At 65.8% G+C, this 24,760-nt stretch carries 21 protein-coding genes; 8 read left to right on the top strand and 13 right to left on the bottom strand.

Going from position 1 to position 24,760, the window contains the following annotated elements; translation table 11 throughout:
• The 7 genes from AAGA68_15850 to rpsU form a co-directional block, all read right to left on the bottom strand.
• Entirely contained in the window at window positions 1-708 is a 708-nt protein-coding gene (locus AAGA68_15850; protein MEM9386531.1) for a winged helix-turn-helix domain-containing protein, read from the bottom strand.
• Window positions 709-973: 265 nt separating this feature from the next.
• Window positions 974-2,215 (bottom strand): hydroxymethylglutaryl-CoA synthase, encoded by a 1,242-nt coding sequence (locus tag AAGA68_15845; GenBank protein MEM9386530.1) that lies wholly within the window; start codon window positions 2,213-2,215, stop codon window positions 974-976.
• A 225-nt stretch (window positions 2,216-2,440) separates the two neighbouring features.
• Window positions 2,441-2,839, bottom strand: coding sequence for a BsuPI-related putative proteinase inhibitor (locus tag AAGA68_15840; GenBank protein MEM9386529.1), 399 nt, complete (start codon window positions 2,837-2,839; stop codon window positions 2,441-2,443).
• 360 nt (window positions 2,840-3,199) lie between these two features.
• Window positions 3,200-5,056 (bottom strand): RNA polymerase sigma factor RpoD, encoded by a 1,857-nt coding sequence (rpoD, locus tag AAGA68_15835; protein MEM9386528.1) that lies wholly within the window; start codon window positions 5,054-5,056, stop codon window positions 3,200-3,202.
• Between the two features lie 189 nt (window positions 5,057-5,245).
• Entirely contained in the window at window positions 5,246-7,051 is a 1,806-nt protein-coding gene (gene dnaG, locus AAGA68_15830) for a DNA primase (protein ID MEM9386527.1), read from the bottom strand.
• Between the two features lie 102 nt (window positions 7,052-7,153).
• Window positions 7,154-7,606, bottom strand: a complete 453-nt coding sequence (locus tag AAGA68_15825) for a GatB/YqeY domain-containing protein (GenBank protein MEM9386526.1) — start codon at window positions 7,604-7,606, stop codon at window positions 7,154-7,156.
• Between the two features lie 30 nt (window positions 7,607-7,636).
• Entirely contained in the window at window positions 7,637-7,852 is a 216-nt protein-coding gene (rpsU, locus tag AAGA68_15820; protein ID MEM9386525.1) for a 30S ribosomal protein S21, read from the bottom strand.
• A gap of 104 nt (window positions 7,853-7,956) precedes the next feature.
• On the opposite strand from rpsU, the gene tsaD reads away from it, so the two are divergent.
• The 3 genes from tsaD (at window position 7,957) to AAGA68_15805 (ending at window position 10,832) form a co-directional block, all read left to right on the top strand.
• Window positions 7,957-8,982, top strand: coding sequence for a tRNA (adenosine(37)-N6)-threonylcarbamoyltransferase complex transferase subunit TsaD (gene tsaD, locus AAGA68_15815; GenBank protein ID MEM9386524.1), 1,026 nt, complete (start codon window positions 7,957-7,959; stop codon window positions 8,980-8,982).
• 87 nt (window positions 8,983-9,069) lie between these two features.
• Complete coding sequence (gene folB, locus AAGA68_15810) at window positions 9,070-9,423, top strand: dihydroneopterin aldolase (protein MEM9386523.1); 354 nt, start codon at window positions 9,070-9,072, stop codon at window positions 9,421-9,423.
• Window positions 9,424-9,479: 56 nt separating this feature from the next.
• On the top strand, window positions 9,480-10,832 hold the full coding sequence (locus tag AAGA68_15805) for a S41 family peptidase (protein ID MEM9386522.1): 1,353 nt from the start codon (window positions 9,480-9,482) through the stop codon (window positions 10,830-10,832).
• A gap of 36 nt (window positions 10,833-10,868) precedes the next feature.
• Here the strand turns inward: AAGA68_15805 and AAGA68_15800 are convergent, their stop codons facing one another.
• Window positions 10,869-11,651, bottom strand: a complete 783-nt coding sequence (locus AAGA68_15800; GenBank protein MEM9386521.1) for a pteridine reductase — start codon at window positions 11,649-11,651, stop codon at window positions 10,869-10,871.
• A 134-nt stretch (window positions 11,652-11,785) separates the two neighbouring features.
• Between AAGA68_15800 and AAGA68_15795 the strand changes: the two genes are divergently transcribed.
• A complete protein-coding gene (locus AAGA68_15795) occupies window positions 11,786-13,021 on the top strand; it encodes an SAM-dependent methyltransferase (GenBank protein MEM9386520.1) in 1,236 nt (411 codons plus the stop codon).
• Window positions 13,022-13,109: 88 nt separating this feature from the next.
• Window positions 13,110-13,925, top strand: a complete 816-nt coding sequence (locus AAGA68_15790) for an undecaprenyl-diphosphate phosphatase (protein ID MEM9386519.1) — start codon at window positions 13,110-13,112, stop codon at window positions 13,923-13,925.
• A gap of 17 nt (window positions 13,926-13,942) precedes the next feature.
• Here the strand turns inward: AAGA68_15790 and AAGA68_15785 are convergent, their stop codons facing one another.
• A complete protein-coding gene (locus AAGA68_15785; GenBank protein ID MEM9386518.1) occupies window positions 13,943-15,178 on the bottom strand; it encodes a multifunctional CCA addition/repair protein in 1,236 nt (411 codons plus the stop codon).
• Window positions 15,179-15,202: 24 nt separating this feature from the next.
• Between AAGA68_15785 and AAGA68_15780 the strand changes: the two genes are divergently transcribed.
• Entirely contained in the window at window positions 15,203-16,366 is a 1,164-nt protein-coding gene (locus AAGA68_15780; protein ID MEM9386517.1) for an aminopeptidase, read from the top strand.
• Here AAGA68_15780 and AAGA68_15775 read toward each other — a convergent pair.
• From AAGA68_15775 to AAGA68_15760, 4 genes are all read right to left on the bottom strand, one after another.
• Window positions 16,333-17,319: a complex I NDUFA9 subunit family protein gene (locus AAGA68_15775; protein ID MEM9386516.1), complete on the bottom strand. Its 987-nt coding sequence runs from the start codon at window positions 17,317-17,319 to the stop codon at window positions 16,333-16,335. The genes AAGA68_15780 and AAGA68_15775 overlap by 34 nt on opposite strands.
• A gap of 110 nt (window positions 17,320-17,429) precedes the next feature.
• Complete coding sequence (locus tag AAGA68_15770; protein ID MEM9386515.1) at window positions 17,430-19,475, bottom strand: transglycosylase SLT domain-containing protein; 2,046 nt, start codon at window positions 19,473-19,475, stop codon at window positions 17,430-17,432.
• A gap of 115 nt (window positions 19,476-19,590) precedes the next feature.
• The gene (locus AAGA68_15765; GenBank protein MEM9386514.1) at window positions 19,591-21,000 is read right to left on the bottom strand and encodes a DegQ family serine endoprotease; all 1,410 of its coding nucleotides are present in this window, start codon (window positions 20,998-21,000) and stop codon (window positions 19,591-19,593) included.
• Between the two features lie 348 nt (window positions 21,001-21,348).
• The gene (locus tag AAGA68_15760) at window positions 21,349-21,804 is read right to left on the bottom strand and encodes an Hsp20/alpha crystallin family protein (GenBank protein MEM9386513.1); all 456 of its coding nucleotides are present in this window, start codon (window positions 21,802-21,804) and stop codon (window positions 21,349-21,351) included.
• 482 nt (window positions 21,805-22,286) lie between these two features.
• On the opposite strand from AAGA68_15760, the gene AAGA68_15755 reads away from it, so the two are divergent.
• A complete protein-coding gene (locus AAGA68_15755) occupies window positions 22,287-24,431 on the top strand; it encodes an adenosylcobalamin-dependent ribonucleoside-diphosphate reductase (protein MEM9386512.1) in 2,145 nt (714 codons plus the stop codon).
• 134 nt (window positions 24,432-24,565) lie between these two features.
• A partial coding sequence (locus AAGA68_15750; protein ID MEM9386511.1) for an NrdJb occupies window positions 24,566-24,760 on the top strand: 195 nt, incomplete at its 3' end.

The raw sequence follows: 24,760 nt of genomic DNA, 5'->3' as shown, positions 1-24,760 counted from the left end.
CTAACAGTCGCACTCGGAGGGGAATCGATAGCCCACGCCGCGCACTGTCTCGATTCGCGCGCAGTGGCCTGCGTGGTCTAGGGCTTGGCGAAGGCGGCGCACGTGCACGTCGACCGACCGTTCCACCATGTCCTCGCGTGCATGCCATACGCTGTTCATTAGCTGCAGGCGCGTGTGGACCCGATCGGGATAGCGCATGAAGAAGCGCAGTAGACGAAACTCGGCCGGTCGCAGGCGAACGCTGCAGGTAGCCGTAGTAGCTATGTGGTTGCTCGCATCGACTGTCAAGCCGTCGAGTTTGATCACCTCGGTCGGCTGATCGCTTCGACGCAGCAGGGCGCTGACGCGGGCCATCATCTCGGCCAGAGATAGAGGTTTCACCAGGTAGTCGTCGGCGCCGCGTTGGAGGCCGCCGACGCGCGCTTCCTCACTGCCATCCTTAGAGATCAGCATGACCGGGATGTCGCAGCTGTTGATTTGGCCTTTCAACGCGTCGAGGGTGACCCGGTCGCTGCCGTGTTGCGCCGATGAACCCGTGCGCCACTGCAGCACCACCAAGTGGGGGCGCCACGCCCCCACCGTTTCAAGCGCTGGCCATGGGTGCGCGGACTCGAGGGTCACATAGCCGTGCTCGTAGAGAGTACGTGAGAGCTGTAGGCGGTCTGAGTGGTTCTCGTCGATGACCAGGATTCGGTGCGCGGCGTCCAATTACGAGTCTCCGCAAGGGCTGCCCGGCGATGTTCTTTGAATCGCCTGCATATCGCACGACGCCCTTGGGCACGCTCGGCGCGGATGCCAGGCGAGCCGAGCTGATGCCGACACTCTGCTGTCGAGGGGCGCGATTCGAGGGTGCATTGGAGCAGACCATCATGACAGCCACGTGTCACCGGCGCGTCCACCTCGTGCCAATGAGGGGAAGCACATCCGGTCGGGCGGACCGCCCGACGCAGTTCGTCCTCAGGAGCCTCGCGCGCTAGGCGGAGTAGCGCCGTTGGTGATCGACCGTGCCAACGTAGTACAGACCGCCATCGAGGCCCCAGCGGGCGGGGTCCGCGATCGCCGTGCCGTTTTGATCGGCCTCTTCGCTCGCCACGCACAGGCGCTCGTAGTCCTCGATCGACAGCCGTCGACGGCTAGCGAGGTGCGTGCTGGGGTCGATGGCCTCGGCGTAGCGCGCGGCGCCATCGGTGACGTTGGCCACGGAGAGCGCGGCGCCGCAGCCGCTGCCGTAGGAGAACAAGCTCACCGTGTTGCCCTCGCGCTCGGCGTCAGCTTGGCGTAGGTAGTCGATCAGGGAGAGAAATAGCGAGCCCGTGTAGATGTTGCCGACCACGGCGTTCAAACTCAGCCACGGTTCCACCCGTTGCTTGTAGCTTGCGTTGATGGTGGCTGCTTCTTCCGCGTCACGCTCCACGCTGTGGCCGAGCTCCGTCTCCCAATGCCGATGGTGGGCCTTACGCGCCATTTTGGTGAAGGGCACGTGGTAGAAGCAGGCGTCTAGCTGGCTCATGGCGAAGGCATCGGCATCGCCAGCGTGTTCGCTCGCGTCGTGCCAACAGCCGCTCAGCGCATCGAGGTAGCAGTCGATGGAGTAGTGCCCGTCGGCGAAAGCATACTTGCTGTAGAGCGGACGCCAGAAGTCCATCACCTGACGGGTGTACTCGCCGGAGAGTGCCGTGTTCAGGGCAAAAAGGCGCGGATCGCTGGAGACGACCATAGCTACCGCGCCTGCCCCTTGGGTCGGTTCGCCCGGCGTGTTGATGCCGTAGCGGGCGATGTCCGAGGCGATGATCAGGGCTTTGCGGCCACGGGCGCGGCCGGCCAGGATCCAATCCGTCGCCGTGCTGAGGCCAGCCATGGCGCCGTAGCAAGCGTGTTTGGTCTCGAAGGTGCGGCAGCTCGTGGGTAGGCCGAGCAGTTCGTGCACGTAAACGGCGGTCGGCTTGGAGTGATCCACGCCCGTCTCCGTACCCACGATGAGCGTGCCTATCTCGGCCGGGTCGATGTTGAAGGCGCGCAGGGCCTGACGGCCGGCGAGGGCGGCCATGGTGACCGTATCTTCGCAGGGCGTGGCCACGGCCATCTCGCGCTGGCCGATGCCGCGGGTGAATTTCTCAGGCTCGACGTTCCGTGCCCGGGCCAGGTCCTCCATGTCCACATAGCATTCCGGTCCGTAGAACGCCATGGCATCAATGCCTACTTGGATCTGACTCACTCAGCGCTACCTCTCGATGCCCTGGCCTGCCGCGTGGGGGCAAACCGCCTAGGAGTGTCAGCTTTCGCCGACAGTAAAAAACGCAAGCGTACCCCCTGCGTGGACTCGCGCCAACGCTCCAAGAGAATGGAGGGGCGGACCAGGCGACGGGGAATCGGGGGCGCTGGTGGCCGCGATGGTGCTGGATCAGCCGGTGGCGGGCCGGCTGGTCCAGGATAGTGCACGTTACAGAAGGGTGATCGCCAGCGGTTCAGGCCGTGCTACCGAATCGCCCACCGTCTCGAAGTCCCAGTCAGCACTGGCGTCGATGCGATAGCTGCCGGCGCCGAGGCGCGCACCGTTGTCGTTGGTGCCGAGCCATACCTCGTCGAAGGTGATGGTCTCCCCAGGGAGGACTTCACCCCGGAAGATCTCGGTAACGCACGCTCCGTCGTTGATCGATCGCCAGAGCACCTGGTTGTTACTCACGGCGTTGAAGATGACCACATCGCACGGTTGGCCGGTCTGAAAGGCCACCGTCCGATAGGACGGGTTACTCACCTCGAGGGTGAGGGTGATTTCTTCGCCCGCAGTGAAACTGTCCGTTGGTACGCCGAACTTGTCGCTGGCCTTCAGCGAGGTCACCAACGCGATGCTCCCTTCAGGCGGCGTGGCCTCAGGCGGTGGCGGGATCGGGGCAATGGGCGCTTCGGGCGATCCGTCACTGCAGGCCCCCCAGGGCTAGGGTCAGGAGGATGAGTGGGGGTGGGTATTGCTTCACCGTGGTATCCACCGTTAAGGGAATTGTGAGTAACCCAATAAGGACGCCAGTATTCTCAGTGTTGATAGCGGCGTGCGCAAGGGCGCTCGCCTAAAGAGCGAGCGCTATCACGTGCGCTGCCTGGCGGGCCGCCGATGGCGTAGGATTGGCGCCGCGAAGACTAAAACGCCCGCCACCTCGGCTGGAGGTGACAGGCGCTGAGTGCCCGGTCGCTGCTGAGCGACTCAATCCTCGAGCAGGAAGCTCCGCAGCTGCTCCGAGCGGGTCGGGTGGCGCAGCTTGCGTAGGGCCTTGGCCTCGATCTGACGGATACGCTCGCGAGTCACGTCGAACTGCTTGCCGACCTCCTCCAGCGTGTGGTCCGTGTTCATGTCGATGCCGAAGCGCATGCGCAGCACCTTGGCCTCGCGCGGCGTGAGGCTGGCGAGCACCGCATGGGTGGTCTCGCGCAGGCCCTCCACCGTGGCCGAGTCCACCGGTGAGTGCACGGACTGATCTTCGATGAAGTCGCCGAGGTGCGAATCTTCGTCGTCGCCGATGGGCGTCTCCATGGAGATCGGCTCCTTGGCGATCTTCAGCACCTTGCGCACCTTGTCTTCGGGCATCTCCATGCGGATGGCCAGTTCCTCGGGCGTCGGCTCGCGACCCATCTCCTGCAGCATCTGACGGCTGATGCGGTTCAGCTTGTTGATGGTCTCGATCATGTGCACCGGGATACGGATCGTGCGGGCCTGGTCCGCGATGGAGCGGGTGATGGCCTGACGGATCCACCAGGTGGCGTAGGTGGAGAATTTGTAGCCGCGGCGGTACTCGAACTTGTCCACGGCCTTCATCAGGCCGATGTTGCCCTCCTGGATGAGATCCAGGAACTGCAGGCCACGGTTCGTGTACTTCTTGGCGATAGAGATCACCAGGCGCAGGTTAGCCTCGACCATCTCCTTCTTCGCCCGGCGGGCCTTGGCCTCGCCGATCGACATTTGGCGATTGATCTCCTTGATCTCACCGATCGGCAGGTAGGACTTCTGCTCGTAGGCGATCAGCTTGCGCTGGGCGCGGATGATGTCGTCCTTGAGCTTCGCCAGCTGCGAGGAGTGCTTGCGCTTGGCCCGGATGTGCTTGTTAATCCAATCGAGATTGGTCTCGTTCTCCGGGAAGCTGCCGATGAACTCCTTGCGCGGCATGCCGGCCTGGCGAATGCAGAAGGTCATGATCTGACGCTCTAGGGAGCGGATGCGATCGACCGTGCTGCGCAGGTTGTCGATGAGCGCCTCGAACATCTTCGGCGCCAGCTTCAGCTCCATGAACTGGGCGGCAAGCTCCTTGCGCAGCTGCATCGTGGCATCGGCCTGGCTGCCGTTCTCGGCGATTGAAGTGAGTACCTTGTCGTGCAGCGCGCGGATCGCCGTCATACGCTCCTGCGCTTCGACGGGATCCGGACCGGTGGGTCCCTCGTCCTCCTCTTCCTCGTCGTCCTTGTTGTCAGCGGCGTCTTTAGCGTCTTTTGCGTCGGCGCCGTTAGCATTCGGACCGCCGCGATTTTGCGGCGTCTCGATCTCATCGGGTTCATTCGGATCGATGAAGCCGGTGATGATGTCGATGAGGCGGCCCTCGCCGGCTTCCACGGGGGCGTAGGCGCCGAGCAGGCGGTCGTAGGTCGTCGGGAAGACGGCAAGGGCGTTGCGCACCTGCGTGAGGCCGTCCTCGATGCGCTTGGCGATGCGAATCTCGCCCTCGCGCGTGAGCAGCTCTACGGTACCCATTTCGCGCATGTACATGCGGACAGGGTCGGTGGTGCGCCCGAACTCTGCATCTACGTTGGCGAGGGCAGCGGCCGCCTCGTCGGCGGCGTCGTCATCGTCCGACACGACCGTGTCCGACAGGAGCAAAGACTCAGCGTCCGGTGCTTTCTCGTGCACCGTGATGCCCATGTCATTGATCATGTTCACGATATCTTCGATCTGCTCGGGATCGACGATGTCGTTCGGCAGGTGGTCGTTGACTTCCGCGTACGTCAGATAGCCCTGCTCCTTGCCTCGCGCAATGAGGATTTTGAGCTGGGACTGACGGTCTTCCGGAATGATCGGTAGCTTAGGTTCGCTCAAGTTCTGTGCCTGTTTAGGTCAAGCCACGGAAACCGGTCAGTATAGACGCAGTCTTGTGGTCTATCTACAGCCCGCCGTCGGGCGCGGGGCCGATTGGGTGTGAAACATCCTTACCTGCAGGTAACGCCCGCGCCGGCCTGGTGGGCTCGCTGTCGCGACCTCGGCGCCCTAGTGAGGTGCCTTCAGCAGGTCCTGCAGTTCACGTTTCTCGTCACCGGTCAGCTCAGCCGCTGGCCGCTGCATCAGCTCAGCCGCTCGGCGCTGACGCCCCTCAGCGGCAATCTTTGCCAGGCAGGCGGCCAGGTCTACGGCCGCGGCTGACAGCACGTCCCCCACCACCTGGCGTGAGGCGTCGTCTTCCAGTAGCACGCGCTGGGCGGCGAGGGCTGTGAGGTGACGTCCCGCCTCCTCGTCTCGCCACCGCTCTACCAGCGTTGCGGTCGTGATATTTGGGTTACTACGCGCAACTTCAATCACGTCCGCCAATAGAGATGCACCGGGCACAGGGAGCGTTGCTAATGCGCTCGTATCCTCTGCATCGGCAGCGATCGTCGGATAGTTGAGCACCAGGCGCAGGGCGCGGCGCACCAGCGTATCCCGCTGCCCTTGCTGGCGGTGCCTTTGCGACGCGGCGCGGCGCGGCCGATTTGGCGCCGCGCCTTGGGGTGGCGCGGCCGGCGGCAGGTGGGTCGCCAAGCGCTCCGGGGCCAGCCCCACCTCCTCGGCGATGGCCTGTTGCAGCAGGTCGCGGTAGACACCCTCGGGCACCCGGGCGATTAGCGGACGTGCCAGCTCGGCGAGGCGGGCTCGGCCGTCCACACTGGCCAGGTCCAGGCCCTCGGCGAGGTGGGCGATGAGGAAGCGAGAGAGCGGTTGCGCCTCCTCCACGCGCGCTTCAAAGGCCTCGCGGCCTTCCTGACGAATCAGTGAGTCCGGGTCTTCGCCGTCCGGCAGGAACAGGAAGCGCAGCTGGCGGCCCTCGCGTACTTCGCTCAGGGCGTTGTTGAGCGCCCGCCAAGCCGCTTGGCGACCGGCGCGGTCACCGTCGAAACAGAACACCACCTCGTCGCTGACTCGGAACAGGCGGGTGAGGTGGTCGGCGGTGGTGGAGGTGCCGAGGGTGGCCACGGCCCAGGCCACGCCGTGCTGGTGCAGGGCGATCACGTCCATGTAGCCCTCCACCACCAAGATCCGCGGGATGCTGCGCAGGGTGCGGCGCATCTCGTACATGCCGTATAGCTCGCGGCCCTTGTGAAAGAGCTGCGTTTCCGGGGAATTCAGATACTTGGCGTCCTTTCGGTCCTTCTGCAGGACGCGTCCACCGAAGCCGATGACCCGCCCGCGGGCATCGCGAATGGGAAACATGAGGCGGTCGCGGAAGCGGTCGTAGCGACGGGTCTGGCCGCCGTTCTCGCCGTCGCGGGTGATGATCAGGCCGCCGTCCAGGAGCATGCCGCGACGGGCTTCGTCGGTGCCGAACTGGCGCAGGAGGCCGTCCCAGCCCTCGGGGGCGTAGCCGAGGAGGTAGTGCTCGGCGGTCTCGCCGTCGACGCCGCGGCCGGCCAGGTACTGCTCGGCGCTCTCGCTGCTCGCGAGGCGCTGGCGGTACCAGTTCATGCACTCGGCCATCAGGTCGTAGAGCGCCTGCGAGGGGCCGTCGTCGTGGCGGCTAGCGTCGCGTGGCACCTCGAGGCCGGCGGCCGAGGCGAGCTCCTCGATGGCGTCGAGGAAGCCCATGTGGTCGTGCTCCATCAGGAAGTCGATGGCCGTGCCGTGCGCCGAGCAGCCGAAGCAGTGGTAGAACTGTTTCACCGGGCTTACGTAGAACGACGGAGTCTTCTCTTCGTGGAAGGGGCAGCGGCCCTTGTGCTCGTGGCCGGCGCGCTGCAAGGGCACGCGACGCCCGATCAGCTCCACCAGGTCCGTGCGGGCCAGGAGCTCATCGATGAAGGACTGTGGAATGCGGTTTGCCAAACAGAGCGCCCACGGATGACCTGCGCGCGGCGGCGGGCCACGCAGTGCTACAAGGTCGGATGGTAAGGCGCGAGGCGCCAGGGAGGCGAGGGGCGTCGCGCCCTAGGCGGCGCTGAGGCAGGCCTTCACCAGCTTGCTGGCAAGGCCCATGTCCAGGCGGCCCGTGGCCTTGGACTTCACGATGCCCATCACCTTGCCCATGTCCTTCATACTGCTGGCGCCGGTGTCGCTGACGGCCTGCTCGACCAAGGCCTGGATATCAGCCTCGCTCATCGCCTGCGGCAGGTAGCCCTCGAGCACGGCGATCTCGGCCGTTTCCTTCTCAGCGAGGTCTGGACGATCGCCCTGGGTGAACTGCTCTGCCGCGTCCTTGCGCTGCTTGATCATCTTCTCGACGATCGCGAGGGTAGCGGGCTCGTCGAGCTCGATGCGCTCATCTACCTCGCGCTGTTTGACGGCGGCGAGCACCATGCGAATCACGCCGAGGCGGAAGGTTTCCTTCGCGCGCATGGCGGACTTCATGTCGTCTTTCAGCTGCGCGAGCGTCTCAGACACGGGCGTTCCCGGGCGGTGGTGGGAGGGGGCTTAGTAGAGGCGCTTGCGACGGGCGGCCTCGCGAGCCAAGCGCTTGGCGTGACGTTTCACGGCCGCAGCCTTCTTGCGCTTGCGCTCCTGAGTGGGCTTCTCGTAGTACTCGCGGCGACGTAACTCGCTGAGAATGCCTGCTTTTTCGCAGGAGCGTTTGAAGCGGCGGAGAGCCGCGTCGAAATGTTCGTTCTCGCGAACGCGAACGCTGGGCATAGTGTCCTCGTCAAGGGTTGGCATCGCGTCGCGTTGGGCGAGCGCAGGAAAGCCGCGCATTGTAGGCTACGCCCCCCTTCCGTTGCAAAGCCCTTGGTGTGTCCTTGAACGTCCTTGGTATCGAAACCTCCTGTGATGAGACTGGGGTCGCGGTCTACGCAGGCGGGCACGGCGTCATCAGCGAGGTCCTGCACAGCCAGGTGGAGGCGCACGCCGCTTACGGGGGCGTGGTGCCGGAGATCGCCTCGCGCGATCACGCCTCGCGGCTCACTCCTCTTGTTCGCGACGCCTTGGCGCAGGCGAGCCTCGAGCGCCCGGATGCGATCGCTTACACGGCCGGGCCTGGCCTTGTCGGAGCCCTGCTGGTAGGCGCAGCCACCGCTCGCAGTCTGGCGTACGGCTGGGGCGTGCCCGCGGTCGCCGTGCATCACATGGAGGGGCACCTGCTGGCAGCCCTGCTCGAGGCCGATGCCCCCGACTTCCCCTTCATCGCCCTGCTGGTCTCCGGTGGGCATACCCAACTGATCGATGTCATGGGCCCCGGTGTGTATCGATTGCTTGGAGAGTCGCTAGATGACGCCGCTGGCGAGGCATTCGACAAGACCGCCAAGCTGCTGGGTCTGGGTTACCCCGGCGGTCCTGCCCTGGCGCGGCTGGCGGCGACGGCGGCCGGTGGGCGCTTCCAGCTGCCGCGCCCGCTGCTCAAACGCCAAGGCTTGGACTTCAGTTTTAGTGGGCTCAAAACTGCCGTCGTGCACGCCGCAGCAACCCTGGCGGCAGACGATGCAGCTGGACGAGCGGATTTGGCGAAGGACTTCGAAGAGGCCGTGGTGGATGTGCTGGTGGGCAAGTCCCTGCGGGCGCTAAGCGAGACGGGACGCCATGCCCTGATCGTGGCTGGTGGTGTGGCCGCCAATACACGCTTGCGTGAGCGCCTGCGCGGGGGTGCGGCAGCCTGCGATGCCCGAGTGACCTTCCCGCCCCCCAGCCTGTGCACGGACAACGGCGCCATGATCGCCCATGCTGGTTGGTGGCGCCTGCAGGCCGGCGAGCGGGCCCCACTATCGGTGGCGGTGCGGGCGCGCTGGCCCCTCGCAGAGCTCAGCGCCATGGCCGCTTCGCCGCCCTGACCCCGGGGAGCGCGTGCTATGTTTGCGCGTTCCGGCTAGACGACCTATCCCGGTCGCCGCCGCCAACTGCTCACGGGCTGGAGGTCCATGGATACGATTTTTCTGCAAGAGCTCGAGATCGAGACGATCATCGGGATCTACGACTGGGAGCGCGAGGTCAAGCAAACCGTCAGCATCGATCTGGAGATGCCGGTAGACGCCGCTAAGGCAGCGGCGACAGATGACGTAGCGGATTCTGTCAACTACAAGGCGGTGGCTAAGGCGGTGATCGGGTTGGTCGAACCCGCGGGCTATCAGCTCATCGAGACGATGGCCGAGGAGATCGCTCAGCTGATCCTGCGCGATCACGGCGTGAACTGGGTGCGCGTCAGCGTGTCCAAGCCGGGTGCGATCCGCGGTTCGCGCAACGTCGGCATTCGCATCGAACGTCACGCCGCGTAAGCTGACGCTCGCGTCCCGGCGGCGAAGGCGCGACGACATTGCGGGGTGAATTCTCGATGAAACGAATCGTGTGTGGACGGCGTGTCACGATGCTATTAGGTGCGCTAGGTGCTGCCGTCCTTGCGGCCTGCGGCGGCGGGGGAGCCAGTGCGCCGACGCCAGATGTGGAAGCGCAGGCGGGGAGCTGTTCCGACGATGATCAAAAGCAGTTCGTGCTCGATGTCATGCGGGATATCTACTTCTGGGTAGATGATCTCGATGGCAACGTCGATATCGATGCCTTCGCTTCCCCTGAGGCCTTGCTCGAAGAGCTGGTGAGCGTTCAACCTCTCGATCGGTTCTCATTCATCGGCAGCGCCGCGGCCGACGATGCCTTCTTCTCCGACAGCCAATTCATCGGCGTAGGGCTAGGACTTAGCACGCGCGAGGATCGAGTGTTCATCACCCAGGTGTTCGGGGATGGGCCGGCAGCGGCAACGGGCCTCACGCGGGGCGATGAGCTTTTGCGCATCAACGGGATCGATGTGGCCGATGCGCTGGCCGGCGACGGCATTGGCGCCGCCTTCGGCGACGATGCGATTGGCGTGATGGTGGAGCTGCGTGCGCGGCGTACGGCCAGCGATGAGATCACCGACGAGGTGCTGTTCAAAGACCTGGTCACGATCGAGCCGATTCCCGCCAGCACGATCCTCGACCTCGACGGCACGCCCGTTGGCTACGTCGTGTTCCGCGATTTCGTCAATCCCGCCTTCGACGCACTTGGGGAGGCATTCGGTGACTTCGCTGCCGCCGGGGTCACGCAGCTGATCCTCGACCTGCGCTACAACGGCGGCGGCTTGATCTCCGTGTCCGAATTTCTGGGCGATTTGCTCGCCGGCGGCTTGGCTGGATCTACCTATTACTCACGTGAGCATAACGACGCCAACACGGAGTTCGACTTTAGCGTCGATTTCGTCGATCAGGCGAATGCGCTGACCTTGGATAGCCTGATCATCATCACCACCCGGGGCACGGCGTCTGCGAGTGAGCTCGTGATCAATGGCGTGACGCCCTACCGTCAGGTCACACTGGTGGGTGATACAACCTTCGGCAAACCGATCGGTCAGTACGGCTACGAGTTCTGCGACAAGATCCTCCGCCCGGCAAGCTTCGTGGTCGCCAACTCGCTTGGGAACAGCGACTACTACGATGGTTTCGCGCCGGACTGCGCCGCTAACGACGACCTCACGCGCGCCCTTGGTGACCCGCAGGAGGCGATGCTGTCCGAGGCCCTGGACGTGCTGCGCAACGGCACCTGCACCACGCCCTTCGCCAAGGCGGCCGACGCTCAGGCGGCCAAGGCAGCGCCGCAGTCACCACCGCCGCCCCGTGCGCGTCAGGTGGCGCGCGAGACTGGCGAGGTTTACTGAGCCTCTGCTGGTGGGGCGCTCGCTTTCGAGCAGCCCCTACCAACCGATGCTACGTCCACCGTCCACGGCAATGATCTGCCCTGTCACGTAGTGACCCTGAGTGGCTAGGTAGAGCACGAGGCTCGCGATGTCATCGGGGTCCCCCATGCGTTTGAGCGCAGTGTTCGCCACGATCTTCAGACGCAGGGCCTCATCGTCTTCGCCCTCGGGCCACAGGACCGGGCCTGGGGCGATGCCGTTCACGCGTACCTGCGGGCCGAGTCCGCGCGCTAGGGACTGGGTGAGCATGGTGAATCCAGCTTTGGCCGCGCAGTACACGTAGTGGTGGGCTAGGGGGCGGCGGGCGTGGATGTCGAGCATGTTGATGATCAGCCCATTGCCCTCCCGCAGGGCGGGCGCGGCGGCTTGCGCCAGGAACATCGGCCCCTTGAGATTGGTGCCCATAAGGTCATCCCATGCCTCAGAGGTGATTTCACCCATCGGCGTCGGGTAGAACGTGGAGGCGTTGTTCATCAGCAGGTCGAGGCCGCCGAAGCGGTCGGTGACCTGCTCAACGAGGCCGGGCAGCGTATCCACTTCGATCACATTGTTACGAATAGCTATAGCCGAATCAGGACGTTTTGCGTTCAGCTCCGCCACAAGCGCGTCTGCGTCCGTGGCCGAGGAGCGATAGGTGATGGCCACGCGGCCGCCAGCGCCATGCCAGCGCCGTGCCACGCGCGCCCCGATACGGCGCGCGGCGCCGGTGATCAAGGCGACGCCCGGTTGCGTGCGCATCATGTCCTGTTCGAGACTCGCATCTCCGGTCTTGTCCATCATCCGAATGCCTTTATCGTCGCGGTGCGCCTGCGCGCGCCAAGGGAGCTGAGCGGGCATCATACCGTTTCGTTTGCTATGCCCGAGGAGGATTCTCAGTTGCCTACATCGTTCGCTCGATCGCTCCCGATGTTGCGATGAATCCTACGAGCATCTCTTCCGAGCTACCGTTGCCGGGTCCTGCTGCACGTGCTCACTCGCAGCGTGTCATCGCACGGGTGCAGCGAGCCATCGATGCCCGCGGTGACGGCTGGCTGCCCTTCGATGCCTACATGGATCTGGTGCTGTACGCCCCGGGCCTCGGCTACTACAGCGCAGGGGCACGCAAGTTTGGCGAGGACGGGGACTTCATCACGGCGCCAGAACTCAGCCCGCTGTTCGGCCAGGCAGTTGCGCGTTGGACGCAGTCGGTGGCATCGCAGCTCGACGTCGGTGAGCCGTGGACCGTGGTGGAGTACGGCGCCGGCACAGGAGCCTTGGCGCGCGCGATGCTGGACGCCCTCGTCGGCACGGCGTCACCGCCCTCGCGCTACCTGATCGTGGAGCTGAGCGGCGATTTGCGTGAACGTCAGCGCGAACGGCTCAGCGGCTGCGCCCTAGCTGATCGCGTGCAGTGGCTAGACGGCCCGCCGCTGTCGCCCGTGAGGGGAGTGGTGCTCGCCAACGAGGTGCTCGATGCCTTCGCTTGCGCGCGCTTTCGCGTGCGCGGCGAGGGTGCGCGTTCGGGGGTGGAAGTCCTCGGTGTCAGCGGAAATGGCGAGGCGGCCCTAAGCCTTGCATGGCGCGCGGCCGATCCCGATCAGGTGATGGCAGTGGAAGCCCTGGAGCGGCGACTCGGTCGCCCCTTCGCGGCCGGCTACGTCTCCGAGCTGTGTCCGCGCCGCGATGCCTGGCTGGCCAGTATCGCGCCGAGCCTGGAGGCGGGCGCCATGCTGCTCATCGACTACGGCCTCAGCGAGCAGGAGTACTACGCGCCCGCCCGTCGCGACGGCACGCTCCTGTGCTACTACCGCCACCGCGCCCATGATGACGTCCTACACTTGCCCGGTCTTCAGGATCTGACCGCCTGGGTCGACTTCAGCGCCGTCGCACGGGGCGCGGCCGCCCTAGCCCTAGATCTGACGGGCTACACCACTCAGGCGGGGTTTCTGCTCGGCAACGGCATCGACGCCCTCGCCAGCGCCGCCATGGCATCTGCCGTGAGCGAGGCGGCACGCTTGCAGGTGGCGAGCGCATGCCGCCAGTTGCTGCTGCCGGGAAGCATGGGGGAGCGCTTTCGGGTGATGGCCCTCGGCCGCGGCCTCAGCGAGCCGCTGCCCGGCCTGGCGGGGCCAGATTTGCGTCGAACCTTAGGGCGCTCGAGCGCCCGTTGACCCTCGGTGGTCTCGAAACTCGTTGCGCGCTGCATTATCCTGCGCGACGCGCCGGCGCTCGCCCAACCCACCGTCCCTAGGAGGCGCTTTGGATCTGCTGCAAATCGTCGTCCTGGCGCTCGTTCAGGGCCTGACGGAGTTTTTGCCTATCTCCTCATCGGGCCACCTGGTGCTGGTGCCAGCATTCCTCGGTTGGGAAGACCAGGGCCTGGCCTTCGATGTGGCCGTGCACGTGGGCACGCTCGTGGCGGTGGTCGCCTACTTCCGCCGCGACCTGATCACGATGGCTGCGGCCTGGTGGCGCACCCTTAGCGGGGGCTCCCTCAAGGGCGATGCGCGTCTGGCCTGGGCGGTCATCGCCGGCACGATTCCCGCCGGCATCGCCGGGCTGCTGTTCATGGACCTCATCGGGCAGTATCTGCGCTCGCCCCAGGTGATAGGCGCCACCACCATCGGCTTCGGTGTGTTGCTGTGGGTGGCGGATCGCTTCGGTCTGAAGCGCCGCGGTGAGTATGCGATCGGCCCGGTCGACGTGCTCGTCATCGGTGTGGCTCAGGCCCTCGCGCTGATTCCCGGGACCTCGCGCTCTGGCGTTACCATCACCGCGGGATTGATGCTCGGCCTCAGCCGCGAAGGGGCATCGCGCTTTTCCTTCCTCTTGGCCATTCCGCTGATCTCGTTGGCGGGCTTGGTGAAGGCACTCGAATTGCTCGAGTCCGACGTGCCCGCGGACTGGGGCGTGCTCGGGCTCGGCACGCTGATCTCCGCCGTGGCCGCGTACGCGTGCATACGCACCTTCCTCAAGGTGGTGGATCGCCTCGGGATGCTGCCCTTCGCCCTCTACCGTCTCGCCCTCGGCGCGGTGATCTTCGCCGTGTTCGGCATCGGCTTCTCGACGCTCTGAGCTGCCTGCTAGGTTTATCACTCGGAGGTGAACGCGCGGCGCACGGCGCTGACGGCCTCGAGCCGCTCGCGACGGATGGCCTCGCCGATCTGCGGCCCAGCCAGGCCCTCGCGCTGCTCCGCACTCAACCGCACTGCCGCCGCCGCCTCGGCGCAGGTCTGCAGGAACTGCGCTTGTGGATAGGGGCGATCCTCAAAGCTCGTGCGCCCGCGGAAGTCGGCCTCGCAGGCGAGCAAGATCGGCCCCAGGCGATCGGGCCTGCGCAGCACGTCCATCTGCTCCAGCAAGCGCAGGATCGTGCCCGGCCGCAGCTCGAGGGCGCGGTGGATGTTGCCGTGGTAGCGAGCCACGGCGACGGCCAGATCACGAAAGTCGTTGGGTATGCGGAGGCGTTCGCTCAGGGCGATGAGCATCTCGGCGCTGCGCTGCTCGTGGCCAGGATGGGAGGGCCACTTCTCTGCCGGCGTGGTGCCCTTGCCAAAGTCGTGGCAGAACGCCGCGAAGACCACCATAGGGTCCTGTGCTCCCAGGGTCGCCGCTTGGCGCAGGACCAGCAGCATGTGCACGCCCGTGTCGACCTCCGGGTGCCACTTCGGCGGCTGCGGCACGCCGAACAAGGCGTCGAGCTCGGGAAACACCACACCGAGCGCTCCGCACTCGCGAAGCACGCTGACGAAGGCATCGGGACGCTCGGTGCCGAGCGCCTTGTGGGTCTCGGCCCACACGCGCTCCGGCACCAGGGCGCTGACCTCGCCGGCAGCCACCATCTCGCGCATGAGCGCCAGCGTGTCCGGGTGGACGCGGAAGCCGAGGGATGCGAAGCGGGCAGCGAAGCGCGCGGCGCGCAGGATGCGCACGGGGTCTTCCACGAAGGCCGGCGAGACGTGGCGTAGCCAGCGTTGTTGGAGATCTCGCACGCCGCCGAAGGGATCGATCAGTTCGCCGTCGTCGCTACGGGCGATGGCGTTGATCGTGAGGTCGCGGCGACTGAGGTCATCCTCGAGGGTCACCTCGGGTGAGGCGTGAACGTCGAAGCCGCGGTATCCGGGAGCGGTCTTGCGCTCCGTGCGGGCGAGCGCCACCTCCTCGTGCGATTGGGGATGGAGAAAGACGGGGAAATCGTGGCCGACGGCGCGGTAGCCCTCGGCGAGCAGTTGTTCGGGGGTGGCGCCGGTGACCACCCAGTCGCGATCGCCGGCCTGAAGACCGAGCAAGTCATCGCGCACACAACCGCCAACCTGATAAAACTCCATGCGTGAGATGGTATCGAAAGGCTGATGACCCCCGCCATGATCCAACCCCGACTCCCCCCGGTTTCACACCGTCCGCTGAGCGCAGGTCTGCTCCTAGGGCTGCTGGTCGCGGTGGGCGGGTGCACGAACTTGCCGTTCTACGCCCAGGCCGTGCGCGGCCATCTGTCGGTGATGAGCAAGCGGGTGGAGATCGAAGCGTTGCTCGATGACCCTGCCCTCGACCCTAGCTTGCGCGAGAACCTCACCCTCGTGCTCGAGGTGCGGGACTTTGCGAGCTCTGCCTTGGGGCTGCCAGAGAACGGGAGCTACCGCAGCTACGCGCAACTCGATCGGCCCTACGTGGTGTGGAACGTGGTGGCAGCTCCCGAGTACTCCATCGCGCCCAAGCAATGGTGCTTCGCTTTCGTCGGATGCTTGGCCTACAAGGGCTACTACCAGGAGCGCAAGGCCCGAGGCTTGGCAGACAAGCTCGAACGACGCGGCTACGAGGTGGTGGTCGGTGGCGTAGCCGCCTACTCCACGCTGGGGCGCTTCGAAGATCCCTTCCTCGACACCATGATCGGCTACACCGATGCGCGCACGGCCAATCTCATCTTCCACGAGCTCGCTCACCAGAAGCTGTACGTAAAGGGCGACAGCGCCTTCAACGAGGCTTTCGCCACGTACGTGGCGCAGGAGGGGGTACGGCGCTGGTTCGCGGCGACTGAGCGGCCGGCGCAGGAGGTGGAGCGCTATCGCACGCGGCAGGCGCGGGCGCGGGCGTTCAATCGCCTAGTGCTGACCGGGCGCATGCGTTTGCAGGCGGTGTACGCGGACGAATCTCTGGATGACGATGCCCGTGCCGAGGCCAAGCAGGCCGCGCTCGAGCGCCTGCACCAGGAGTATGCCGTCGTGCGGGACGGCGCGTGGGGCGGCTACGCGGGCTACGACGCGTGGTTTGCGTCGCTCAATAACGCGCGCTTGGCGTCGGTGGCTACCTACCACCGCTGGGTGCCTGCCTTCTCCGCCTTGATGCGACAGGCGGGTGGGGATTTCGGGGCGTTTTACGCAGCCGTGCAAGCCTTAGCGGACGAGCCGCCGCAGGTGCGTCGAGCGAGCCTGCAGCGCCTGCTTGCGATCGCCTCGCAAGACGATGCGCCCAGCGCGGCGGCCGGTCAGTCCGCGTTCGGCCGCTCGTCGCGGTACTGATCGAGCGGGGTACGCTTCGCATCGCGCAGGTAACCCGGCACGATCGACTCCATGGAGGCCGGTTGCAACCCTAGGCGCCCGAGGCCATCGGCATCGCACACGCTCGGCACTGAGAGTGAGCGAAAGTTGTCCGAACTGAAGGGCTTGCCGGGCAGGAAGTCCATGATCTTGGCTTGCACGCGGGCTATGCCGTCGGGCAGGGCCAGCACGGGCTTGTCAATCTCCAGCGTGTCGGCGATGAGGCGAATCACCTCGCGTAGGGAGTACACGCGCGGTCCACAGAGTTGATAGGTATTGCCGTAGGTGGCGGGGTCGCGCAGCGAGCTGGCGATCGCCTCCACCACATCGCCCACGTACACGGGTGCGAAGCGTGCGTCAGCCTTGGGCAACGGCATGAACGGCGCGGGCAAGCGCAGCAGATCCGCGAAGCGGTTGATGAACGAGTCCCCCGGTCCGAACACCACCGACGGTTGGTACAAGGTAACGGCCAGATCGGCGCCGTGCGCCTCGCGCAACAACCCTTCGGCGACGCCCTTGCTGCGCAGGTAGTGGCTTGGCCCGTTGTGTGCATCGGCCTTCAGAGCGGTGATCTGGCCCAGGCGGCCAACGCCGCTCGCGCGGCAGGCGGCGATCAGCTTGCGTGTCAGCTCTACGTGTACGTGATGGAAGCCGCGGCCGTCATCGCCCTTCTCGTTGAGGATGGCGACGAGGTTCACCACCGCCGTGTGCCCCGGCAGGGTCTGCTCTAGCACGCGTGGGTCGTGTACGTCGCCCTCCACCAGCCGCACTGTGGGCATGACCAGGAGGTCACGATGGCGGGCGCGGGAGCGGGTAATGACGGTCACTTCCCAGTCGTCACTCACCAGGCGAGGCAGCAGGTGCCGGCCGATGAAGCCAGTGCCGCCAAGCACGGCGATGCGCGGACGCGGCGCGTTGGAATCTGCTCGGGTCATAGGATCTCAAGCGGTTGGGTGAAACGTCGGGTCGCGCAGGCGCGATGCGGGCGCCAGCGGGAGCGAATTATAGCGATCCCTGCGGGTCAGGTCTGTGTTCGGCGTAGCGCCTAAGGTCGCTTCAGCTGGTCGCGGGTCGGGACGGGGGGGAGCAGCGTGGATAGGGGTTGTCGAGGGCTGTCGCTCACTCCTGCCGGGTCACTCAAGCGCCAGTCGTAGATGATGCTGGCCATCATCACGCGGCGCACGTAGTGACGCGTTTCTGTGAACGGCACGCTGTCCACCCAGGCATCTGCATCCAGCGGTCGCTCCCGCGGCAGCCAGGCGTACACTCGGTGTTCACCAGCGTTGTAGGCCGCGGATGCGAGCGCCGGATGTTGATCTAGGCGGCCGAGCACGTCGGCCAGGTAGGTAGTGCCGAGGGCGATGTTGGTCTGCGGGTCGAAGAGCGATTGGCGATTCTGATAGCCGGCGCTCGCCGTGCGCTGGGCGACGGCCTTGCCCGTGGCGGGCATCAGTTGCATCAACCCGAGGGCACCGGCCTTGGACACGACCTCCGGCGAGAACAGGCTTTCGCTGCGAGCGATGCCAAGGGTGAAGTGCGTGGGCAGGCCGCTCTGACCGGCCCACTGATCGAAGCTGCGTACCCAGGGCAGGGGAAAGCGCAGGTGGAGATCGTCCCAAAGGCGTGCCGATGCTGCGGCGGAGATTGCGCTCGGGTGCCAGCCCCACGTATCGGCGATCAGAGCAGCCTCGCGCTTCTGGTCGCGCGAGAGCGTGCCTATGAGATCGGTCCACTGGGCTTGCGCATCCTTGAGCTGCCCCGTGGCCCACAGCTCCAGGGCCTCGCGGAGCGCGTCCCTGTCGAGCAGGGCAGCGCGCAGGGTGGGCGTCGGCACCGCCTCGGCGTGGGCGAAAGCGTAGGGCTTGCCGGCGCGATCGGCGGCCAGAAAGCCGTGGTAACTGCGGTCGCGAGCCACGGCGGTCCATACGGTTACGGCATCCTCGGTCCGACCAAGGCCGTGCAGGGCGCGTCCCTGCCAGTACTGCCACTTGACGCTGGTGCGTTCGGCGTCGGGGAGCAACTTGATCGCGTCGATGAGTGCCGGCCAATCGTTGGCCCGCATCGCCGTGCGGCCGCGCCAAGCCGCGGTTTCCAGATCGTAATAGGCGAGGGAGTCGAGGGCGCCAGCCGCCTGCGGGGCGAGGTCACGGGCGAAGGACAGGGCGATGCGGCGCTCGATGCGGTGGTCGAGATCGCGGGTCAGGGCGCCCTCGGCGCGCAGGCGCGCCAGATGCTCGGCCGCCTCGCCCGGATAGCGTACGGCCAGGCGATCGAACGCTAGGTAGAGCCACTGGGGATCGTCCGCCGCGAGGGTGATGGCGTCCGCGCGCGCCAGCGCCTGACGGGGTTGTTCGGTCGCTTGGGTCCAGCGGGCGGCGCGTGCCTGGGCCCGCGGTCCGGCCTTGCGCGAGAGGTAGCGGGCGAGGCCCAGCTGGCGGGACTTCAACGCCAGCTGTACGCGGTCGTGGTAGTGGTTCAGGCCTAGCATGCCGTTGCGGGCGAGCCAAGCGAAGGCGGGGTTGCAGGCGTCCGGCTGGCTGTGCCCCACCAGCCAAAGGGTGCGTGCGTCGTCTTCGATCTGCGCCAGATTGGGGTTTGCAGAGTCGAGGCGTGCGCTGAGCTGATGGCAACGTAAGGTGACGTCGGGGCGTGTTACGCCGCGCCACGTGGCGAGGTACTCGCTCCAGCGCTCCTGCTTGGCCAAATGCAGGAGCCAGCGGTAGCGCAGGCGGCGTGCGGGCAGGGCCTCGCCGTGGCGGCCGAGGAAGTCCGCGATATCGCGCGGGCCGCGGGAATCTAGGTCAGCGCCGAGCCAAGCTGCTTCTAGGTAGGGGTAGAGCAGGTAGTCTGCCGACACCTCCTCGAGGGCGCTGCGCTCGCCGCGCATGGCCTTAGGCAGGGCGCGACGAAAGGCCGCGCGCTGCGTTTGCAGCTCGGGCGATTCAAGCAGGGTGAGTACGGGGTCGGGACCGCTCTGCGCCGCCGCACCTAAGGGTGCGCTAAGGCAGATGAGAAGGGCCGTGAAGATACCGCATTGGTGGCGTCGCCGAGGTTCGGCGAGGCGGAAACTAGAGGATCGCGCGCGATCCATGACGAGCGGACTCCCTGTGCTGCCCCCGCCTCGACGCCCCTGCGGTGGTGCGGGGGCGCCAGGCGGGCAACGTGCCGTGCACCGTGCACGCCGTGGCCGCGATCGTCTCGGCGGCCTAGCCGATGCGCACGAGGCGCGTGCGGTCGTCTCGGACGACCTCCAGGAATAGTACGTTAGCGCCCGAGGCCGCGTCGGTAAATTCGTCGATGTCGGTGATCGGCTGGCTATTGACGGTGGTGACCACATCGCCAGCGCGCAGGCCGCGAACGGCGGCCGGGCTGTTGTTCACCACGGAGGTGACTAGCACGCCCTCGACGCTCGCGAACTCTGGCATGTCGTCGTCGATGTTGGAGAACTCAGCGCCTTCGAGGCCTTCGTGCAGGGTGGCCGCCTGCAGCGGCTCTTCCACCGGCTGCGCTGAACCCAGACGGGTCTTGACGGTGCGCTCCTTGCCCTTGCGGACCAGAGTTACTTCCACCTCGTCGTCCGGGCGCATGAGGCCGATCATGTTGCGCAGCTCGGCAGCGGAGTCTACCGCATCGCCATTTACACCTACGATCACATCGCCCGCGCGGATGCCGCCGCGGTCGGCCGCGCTCTGCGGCACCACGTCAGAGACCAAGGCGCCGTTGTTCACGCTCAAGCGCATCTCCGAGGCGACCGCCGAGTCCACGGTGTAGATATTCACCCCGAGCAGGCCGCGACGCACCTCACCGTACTCGAGGATCTGGTCCATGATCGTGCCTGCCATATTGATGGGGATGGCGAAGCCGATGCCGATGTTGCCGCCGCTGCGCGAGATGATGGCCGTATTGATGCCGACCAGCTCGCCGCGCAGGTTCAAGAGGGCGCCGCCGGAGTTGCCGGGGTTGATCGAGGCGTCGGTCTGGATGAAATCCTCATAGCTCTCGATATTCACGCCGGAACGGCCGAGGGCGCTGACAATGCCGGAGGTGACCGTGCTGGTGAGACCAAAGGGGTTGCCGATGGCCACCACGAAGTCGCCCACTTCGAGGACGTCGGAATCGCTCAGCGACACTTGCGAGAGTGCGACGCCTTCCATGTCTTCGATGCGTACGACTGCGATGTCCGAGGGCTCGTCGCTGCCGACCAGCGTCGCCGACAGCTCGGTGCCATCGTAGAGGCTGATGGTGATCTCGTCGGCGCTAGCCACCACGTGGTGATTGGTCACGATGATGCCTTGAGCGGCGTCGACGATGACGCCGGAGCCTAGGCTGCGCTGCGGCCGTGGCTGCTGAGGCTGACCGGGATTGCCGAAGAAGCGGCGTAGGAACGGATCGTTGAAGGGCGAATCCTCACCGGGCTGTTCCGCCTCCACGGTACCTTCCGTGGCGATATTGACCACGGCGGGGGCGACCTCCTTGATCATCGGCGCCAGGGACGGCAGCGGCTGCCCGTCCACCGCTACGGGGAGGGCAGCGGAGACCGCGCCGGCGGTGAGCAGGCCCGTCAGCGCTGCGCCCGCGCAGGCGACGGAGATGAGGGGAGAACGGGTGATTGGCATAGGTCGGCGCCTCGTTAGTGGGTCCTTGAGGAAAAGAGCTGGCGATGCTCGCCGTTACGCCATGGTTGCGTGAGCATCAGCCTTGGGTCTGTACGGGTAGCGTTCGCCGCCGAGCGCTTATAGGAGTCAACCGGCGCAAAACACACTCTGTGTGATCATCAATGACCGCTGGCGACCGTCAAGGTTCCTGTGCCCATCTAGGGCACGAACCCGGCAACCTTTACGGTAAACCGGGCTCGTGGGGCTACATGTCCGTGCTAGGCACTGACAGTCGCGATATGTCGGCGGGCAGAGCTGGCGGCCTGGCCCGCCGGGCTCGGCCGCTAGGCATCCGCCCGCCGCGCGGGCCTACTGTACGCGCACGTCGATGCGTCGCGGCTGCACCTGCGGCTGCTTCGGGATCGAGACTTCGAGCACGCCGTCAGTGCTGGTGGCCTCGATCTGCTCCACGTTCGCCGTCTCCGGCAGGCTGAAGCGACGGTAGAAGCGGCCCGCCACGCGCTCGGCCTTGCGAAAGCCCTTGGCCTCCTCTTCGCCGCGCGTCTCACGGGTGCCGCTCAAGGTCAGCGTACCACTCTCGGTGGTGATCTGAATGTCCTTAGCCTTGACGCCCGGCAGGTCCGCGCGCAGAACGAAGCGCTCGTCCTCTTCCTTCACGTCGACCGCCGGCACCCAGTCGGCGCTGACAGCGGTGTCTGTGTTGCTTGCGTGGTAGCGCGGGACGCGCGCGTCGAGCACGTTCTCAAGTTCGTTTTGCAGCTGGTGCATCAGAGTCCAGGGCTGCTGGTAGCGAAGGATCGTCATGGTGTGTTCCCCTCAGCGAGATGGTTGTTTCGGTGAAGCTTGACCTATGGCTTTGGCTTCGGATTTCAAGCGCTGACGGAACCGATTTGGCGGCCCCTGCGCGAAGTGCCTAGTGGTGTATGGGTTGGCACTGGGGTTTCCAAGGGGCGGGCGGGCACAAGATGTAGGGGCAGGACATGCTGCACCGCATATCCACAAGCCACCGAAAACACGGCCGCTCGAAAATTAATCACTGCGGATTATCTGTCTGTTTCCCCTCTACTTATTGGCGGATCTATCCACGGAATAGCTCACCAGATTTCCACTTGACGGGATGGGTCTCGCACACATAACCTAAAGTCATCCACTAGATCTAGTGGTGAGCGAGCCATCTAACCACACAATATGGGGTCCGAGCGGGCGATGCAGGTCGTCGCGATCGCCGATGCCAACCTGCCCCCGTCGCTATGTGGGCAGTGCACCAGGGGAAACTGAGGGGATACATGAGCAGCGAACTAGCCTTGCCTGAGCGCGACGTGACCGAGATCCCGTTGCAAGACGCGAGCCAGGACATTTGGTCCCGTAAGTACCGCTTGGTGGCCAAGACCGGCGAGCCGGTGGACGACACCCTCGACGACAGCTTCAAGCGCGTCGCTCGCGCGCTCGCGGAAGTGGAGTCGGAAGACCGCCGCGAGCTCTGGCACGAGCGCTTCCTCTGGGCCCTGCGCCGCGGCGCCGTGCCCGCCGGCCGCATCCTCTCCAACGCCGGCGCCCAGGAGCACAAGCCCGCCACCTCCACGATCAACTGCACCGTGTCCGGCACCATCCACGACTCCATGGACAACATCCTGGAGCGCGTGCATGAGGCCGGGCTTACGCTGAAGGCGGGCTGCGGCATCGGCTACGAGTTCTCCACCATGCGCCCGCGCGGCGCCTACGTCTCGGGCGCCGGCGCCTACACCTCCGGTCCCCTATCCTTCATGGATATCTACGACAAGATGTGCTTCACCGTGTCGTCCGCCGGCGGTCGCCGCGGCGCGCAGATGGGCACCTTCGACGTGGGTCACCCGGACGTGGTCGAGTTCATCCGCGCCAAGCGTGAAGACGGCCGCCTGCGCCAGTTCAACCTTTCGCTCCTGATCACGGACGAGTTCATGAACGCCGTGCGCGAGGGCAAGAACTGGAAGCTCGCCTTCCCCGTGAGCGAGAAGGACCCCGAGTTCGAGAGCCTCGACTTCGACGATCCCGATCAGGTGGTGTGGCGCGAGTGGCCCACGGCGGACAAGTACATCCGCAACGATGCGGGCCTGGTGGCGTGCAAGGTCTACAAGCAGATGCCCGCGCAGCGAGTGTGGGATCTGATCATGACCTCCACCTACGATTTCGCTGAGCCGGGCTTCGTGCTGATCGACCGGATCAACGAGAAGAACAACAACTGGTGGACGGAGAACATCCGCGCCACCAACCCCTGCGGTGAGCAGCCCCTGCCGCCCTACGGCGCCTGCCTGCTCGGCTCCGTGAACCTAACGCGCTTCGTCGTCGATGCCTTTACGCCCCAGGCGCGCTTCGATTGGGACGGCTTCCGCGAAGTGGTCAAGGTGTTCACGCGCATGCTGGACAACGTGGTGGGGATCAACGGCCTGCCCTTGGGGCCTCAGCGCGATGAGATCGAGGCCAAGCGTCGCCACGGCATGGGGTTCTTAGGGCTGGGCTCCGCCATCACCATGCTCTGCATGCGCTATGGCTCGAAGCCGTCCTTGGAGTTCACGGAGGAGGTCTCCAAGGAGCTGGCCCTGGCCGGCTGGCAGACCGCCCTCGAGCTCTCCCGCGAGAAGGGCCCCGCGCCGATCATGAACCAGCAGTTCGAGGTCACCGCCGACATGCTGGCCAAGCGCCCCGAGATGGCGAGCGACGGCTGGCGCGTGGGCGATCAGGTGCCGGGCCGCGTGCTCCACGCCCGCTACAGCCGCTACATGCAGCAGGTCGCCGGCATCGCGCCGGAGCTAGTGGACGAACTGGCGAACGTGGGCGCTCGCTTCACGCACCACTCCTCGATCGCGCCCACCGGCACGATCTCGCTTTCGCTCGCCAACAATGCCAGCAACGGCATCGAGCCGAGCTTCGCCCACCATTATATTCGCAACGTGATCCGCGAGGGCCGCAAGACCAAGGAACGGGTGGATGTGTTCTCCTTCGAGCTCCTCGCCTATCGCGCGCTGATCAACCCCGCCGCGATGCCGGACGGCGAGGGCGAGACGGCCCTGCCCGACTACTTCGTGACCAGCGATGCGATCACCCCGCGCGAGCACGTGGACATTCAGGCCGCCTCCCAGCGCTGGATCGACTCCTCGATCTCCAAGACGGCCAACGTGCCCACGGACTATCCCTACGAGGACTTCAAAGACATCTACATGTACGCCTACGAGAAGGGGCTGAAGGGCTGCACCACCTTCCGCTTCAACCCCGAAGCCTTCCAGGGCGTACTCGTGAAGGAAGATGACCTCAAGAACACGTGCTACGAGTTCACCCTCGAGGACGGTTCCACCGTGCGCCTGCGCGGCGACGAAGAGGTGGAGTACGACGGCGAGACCCACACCGCTGCCAACCTCTATGACGCCCTCAAGGAAGGGTATTACGGGAAGTTCTGAGCGACCGGCCGCGGCGCGCGGAGATGCGTTCTTGCATCGCCTCGGCCCGGCCCCACTGACACAGCATTCAAGGTAGGCGCCCGCCGCAGCGACATGCCGCTGGCTGGGCCGCCCCGACACTCGAGGAAGACATCATGGCCGTGAAGATCGCCAAGAAGATCACCAAGTACCGCGTCGACAAGAGCGAGGCGCCCGCGGCGGAGCCGGCTCCTGCGCCTGCGGCGGCCGCGCCGGCGCCGGCGGCGCCAGCTGCTGCCCCGCCGACCAAGGCGGAAGTCATTCGGATGCACGAGTCCGTGGACCGCCCGGACATGCTCATCGGCTCCACT

Source organism: Pseudomonadota bacterium, assembly GCA_039193195.1.
Taxonomy (GTDB): domain Bacteria; phylum Pseudomonadota; class Gammaproteobacteria; order Steroidobacterales; family JBCBZW01; genus JBCBZW01.
This window is presented reverse-complemented; position numbering and strand designations above follow the sequence as displayed.

What these genes read in the sequence shown, in the direction of transcription:
- AAGA68_15780 (MEM9386517.1), top strand. Translation starts at nt 15,203, where the DNA reads ATGACCCCCGCCATGATCCAACCCCGACTCCCCCCGGTTTCACACCGT.
- AAGA68_15805 (MEM9386522.1), top strand. Translation starts at nt 9,480, where the DNA reads ATGAAACGAATCGTGTGTGGACGGCGTGTCACGATGCTATTAGGTGCG.
- folB (MEM9386523.1), top strand. Translation starts at nt 9,070, where the DNA reads ATGGATACGATTTTTCTGCAAGAGCTCGAGATCGAGACGATCATCGGG.
- AAGA68_15795 (MEM9386520.1), top strand. Translation starts at nt 11,786, where the DNA reads ATGAATCCTACGAGCATCTCTTCCGAGCTACCGTTGCCGGGTCCTGCT.
- AAGA68_15785 (MEM9386518.1), bottom strand. Translation starts at nt 15,178, where the DNA reads ATGGAGTTTTATCAGGTTGGCGGTTGTGTGCGCGATGACTTGCTCGGT.
- AAGA68_15775 (MEM9386516.1), bottom strand. Translation starts at nt 17,319, where the DNA reads ATGACCCGAGCAGATTCCAACGCGCCGCGTCCGCGCATCGCCGTGCTT.
- AAGA68_15755 (MEM9386512.1), top strand. Translation starts at nt 22,287, where the DNA reads ATGAGCAGCGAACTAGCCTTGCCTGAGCGCGACGTGACCGAGATCCCG.
- rpsU (MEM9386525.1), bottom strand. Translation starts at nt 7,852, where the DNA reads ATGCCCAGCGTTCGCGTTCGCGAGAACGAACATTTCGACGCGGCTCTC.
- AAGA68_15770 (MEM9386515.1), bottom strand. Translation starts at nt 19,475, where the DNA reads ATGGATCGCGCGCGATCCTCTAGTTTCCGCCTCGCCGAACCTCGGCGA.
- AAGA68_15760 (MEM9386513.1), bottom strand. Translation starts at nt 21,804, where the DNA reads ATGACGATCCTTCGCTACCAGCAGCCCTGGACTCTGATGCACCAGCTG.
- AAGA68_15765 (MEM9386514.1), bottom strand. Translation starts at nt 21,000, where the DNA reads ATGCCAATCACCCGTTCTCCCCTCATCTCCGTCGCCTGCGCGGGCGCA.
- AAGA68_15800 (MEM9386521.1), bottom strand. Translation starts at nt 11,651, where the DNA reads ATGATGGACAAGACCGGAGATGCGAGTCTCGAACAGGACATGATGCGC.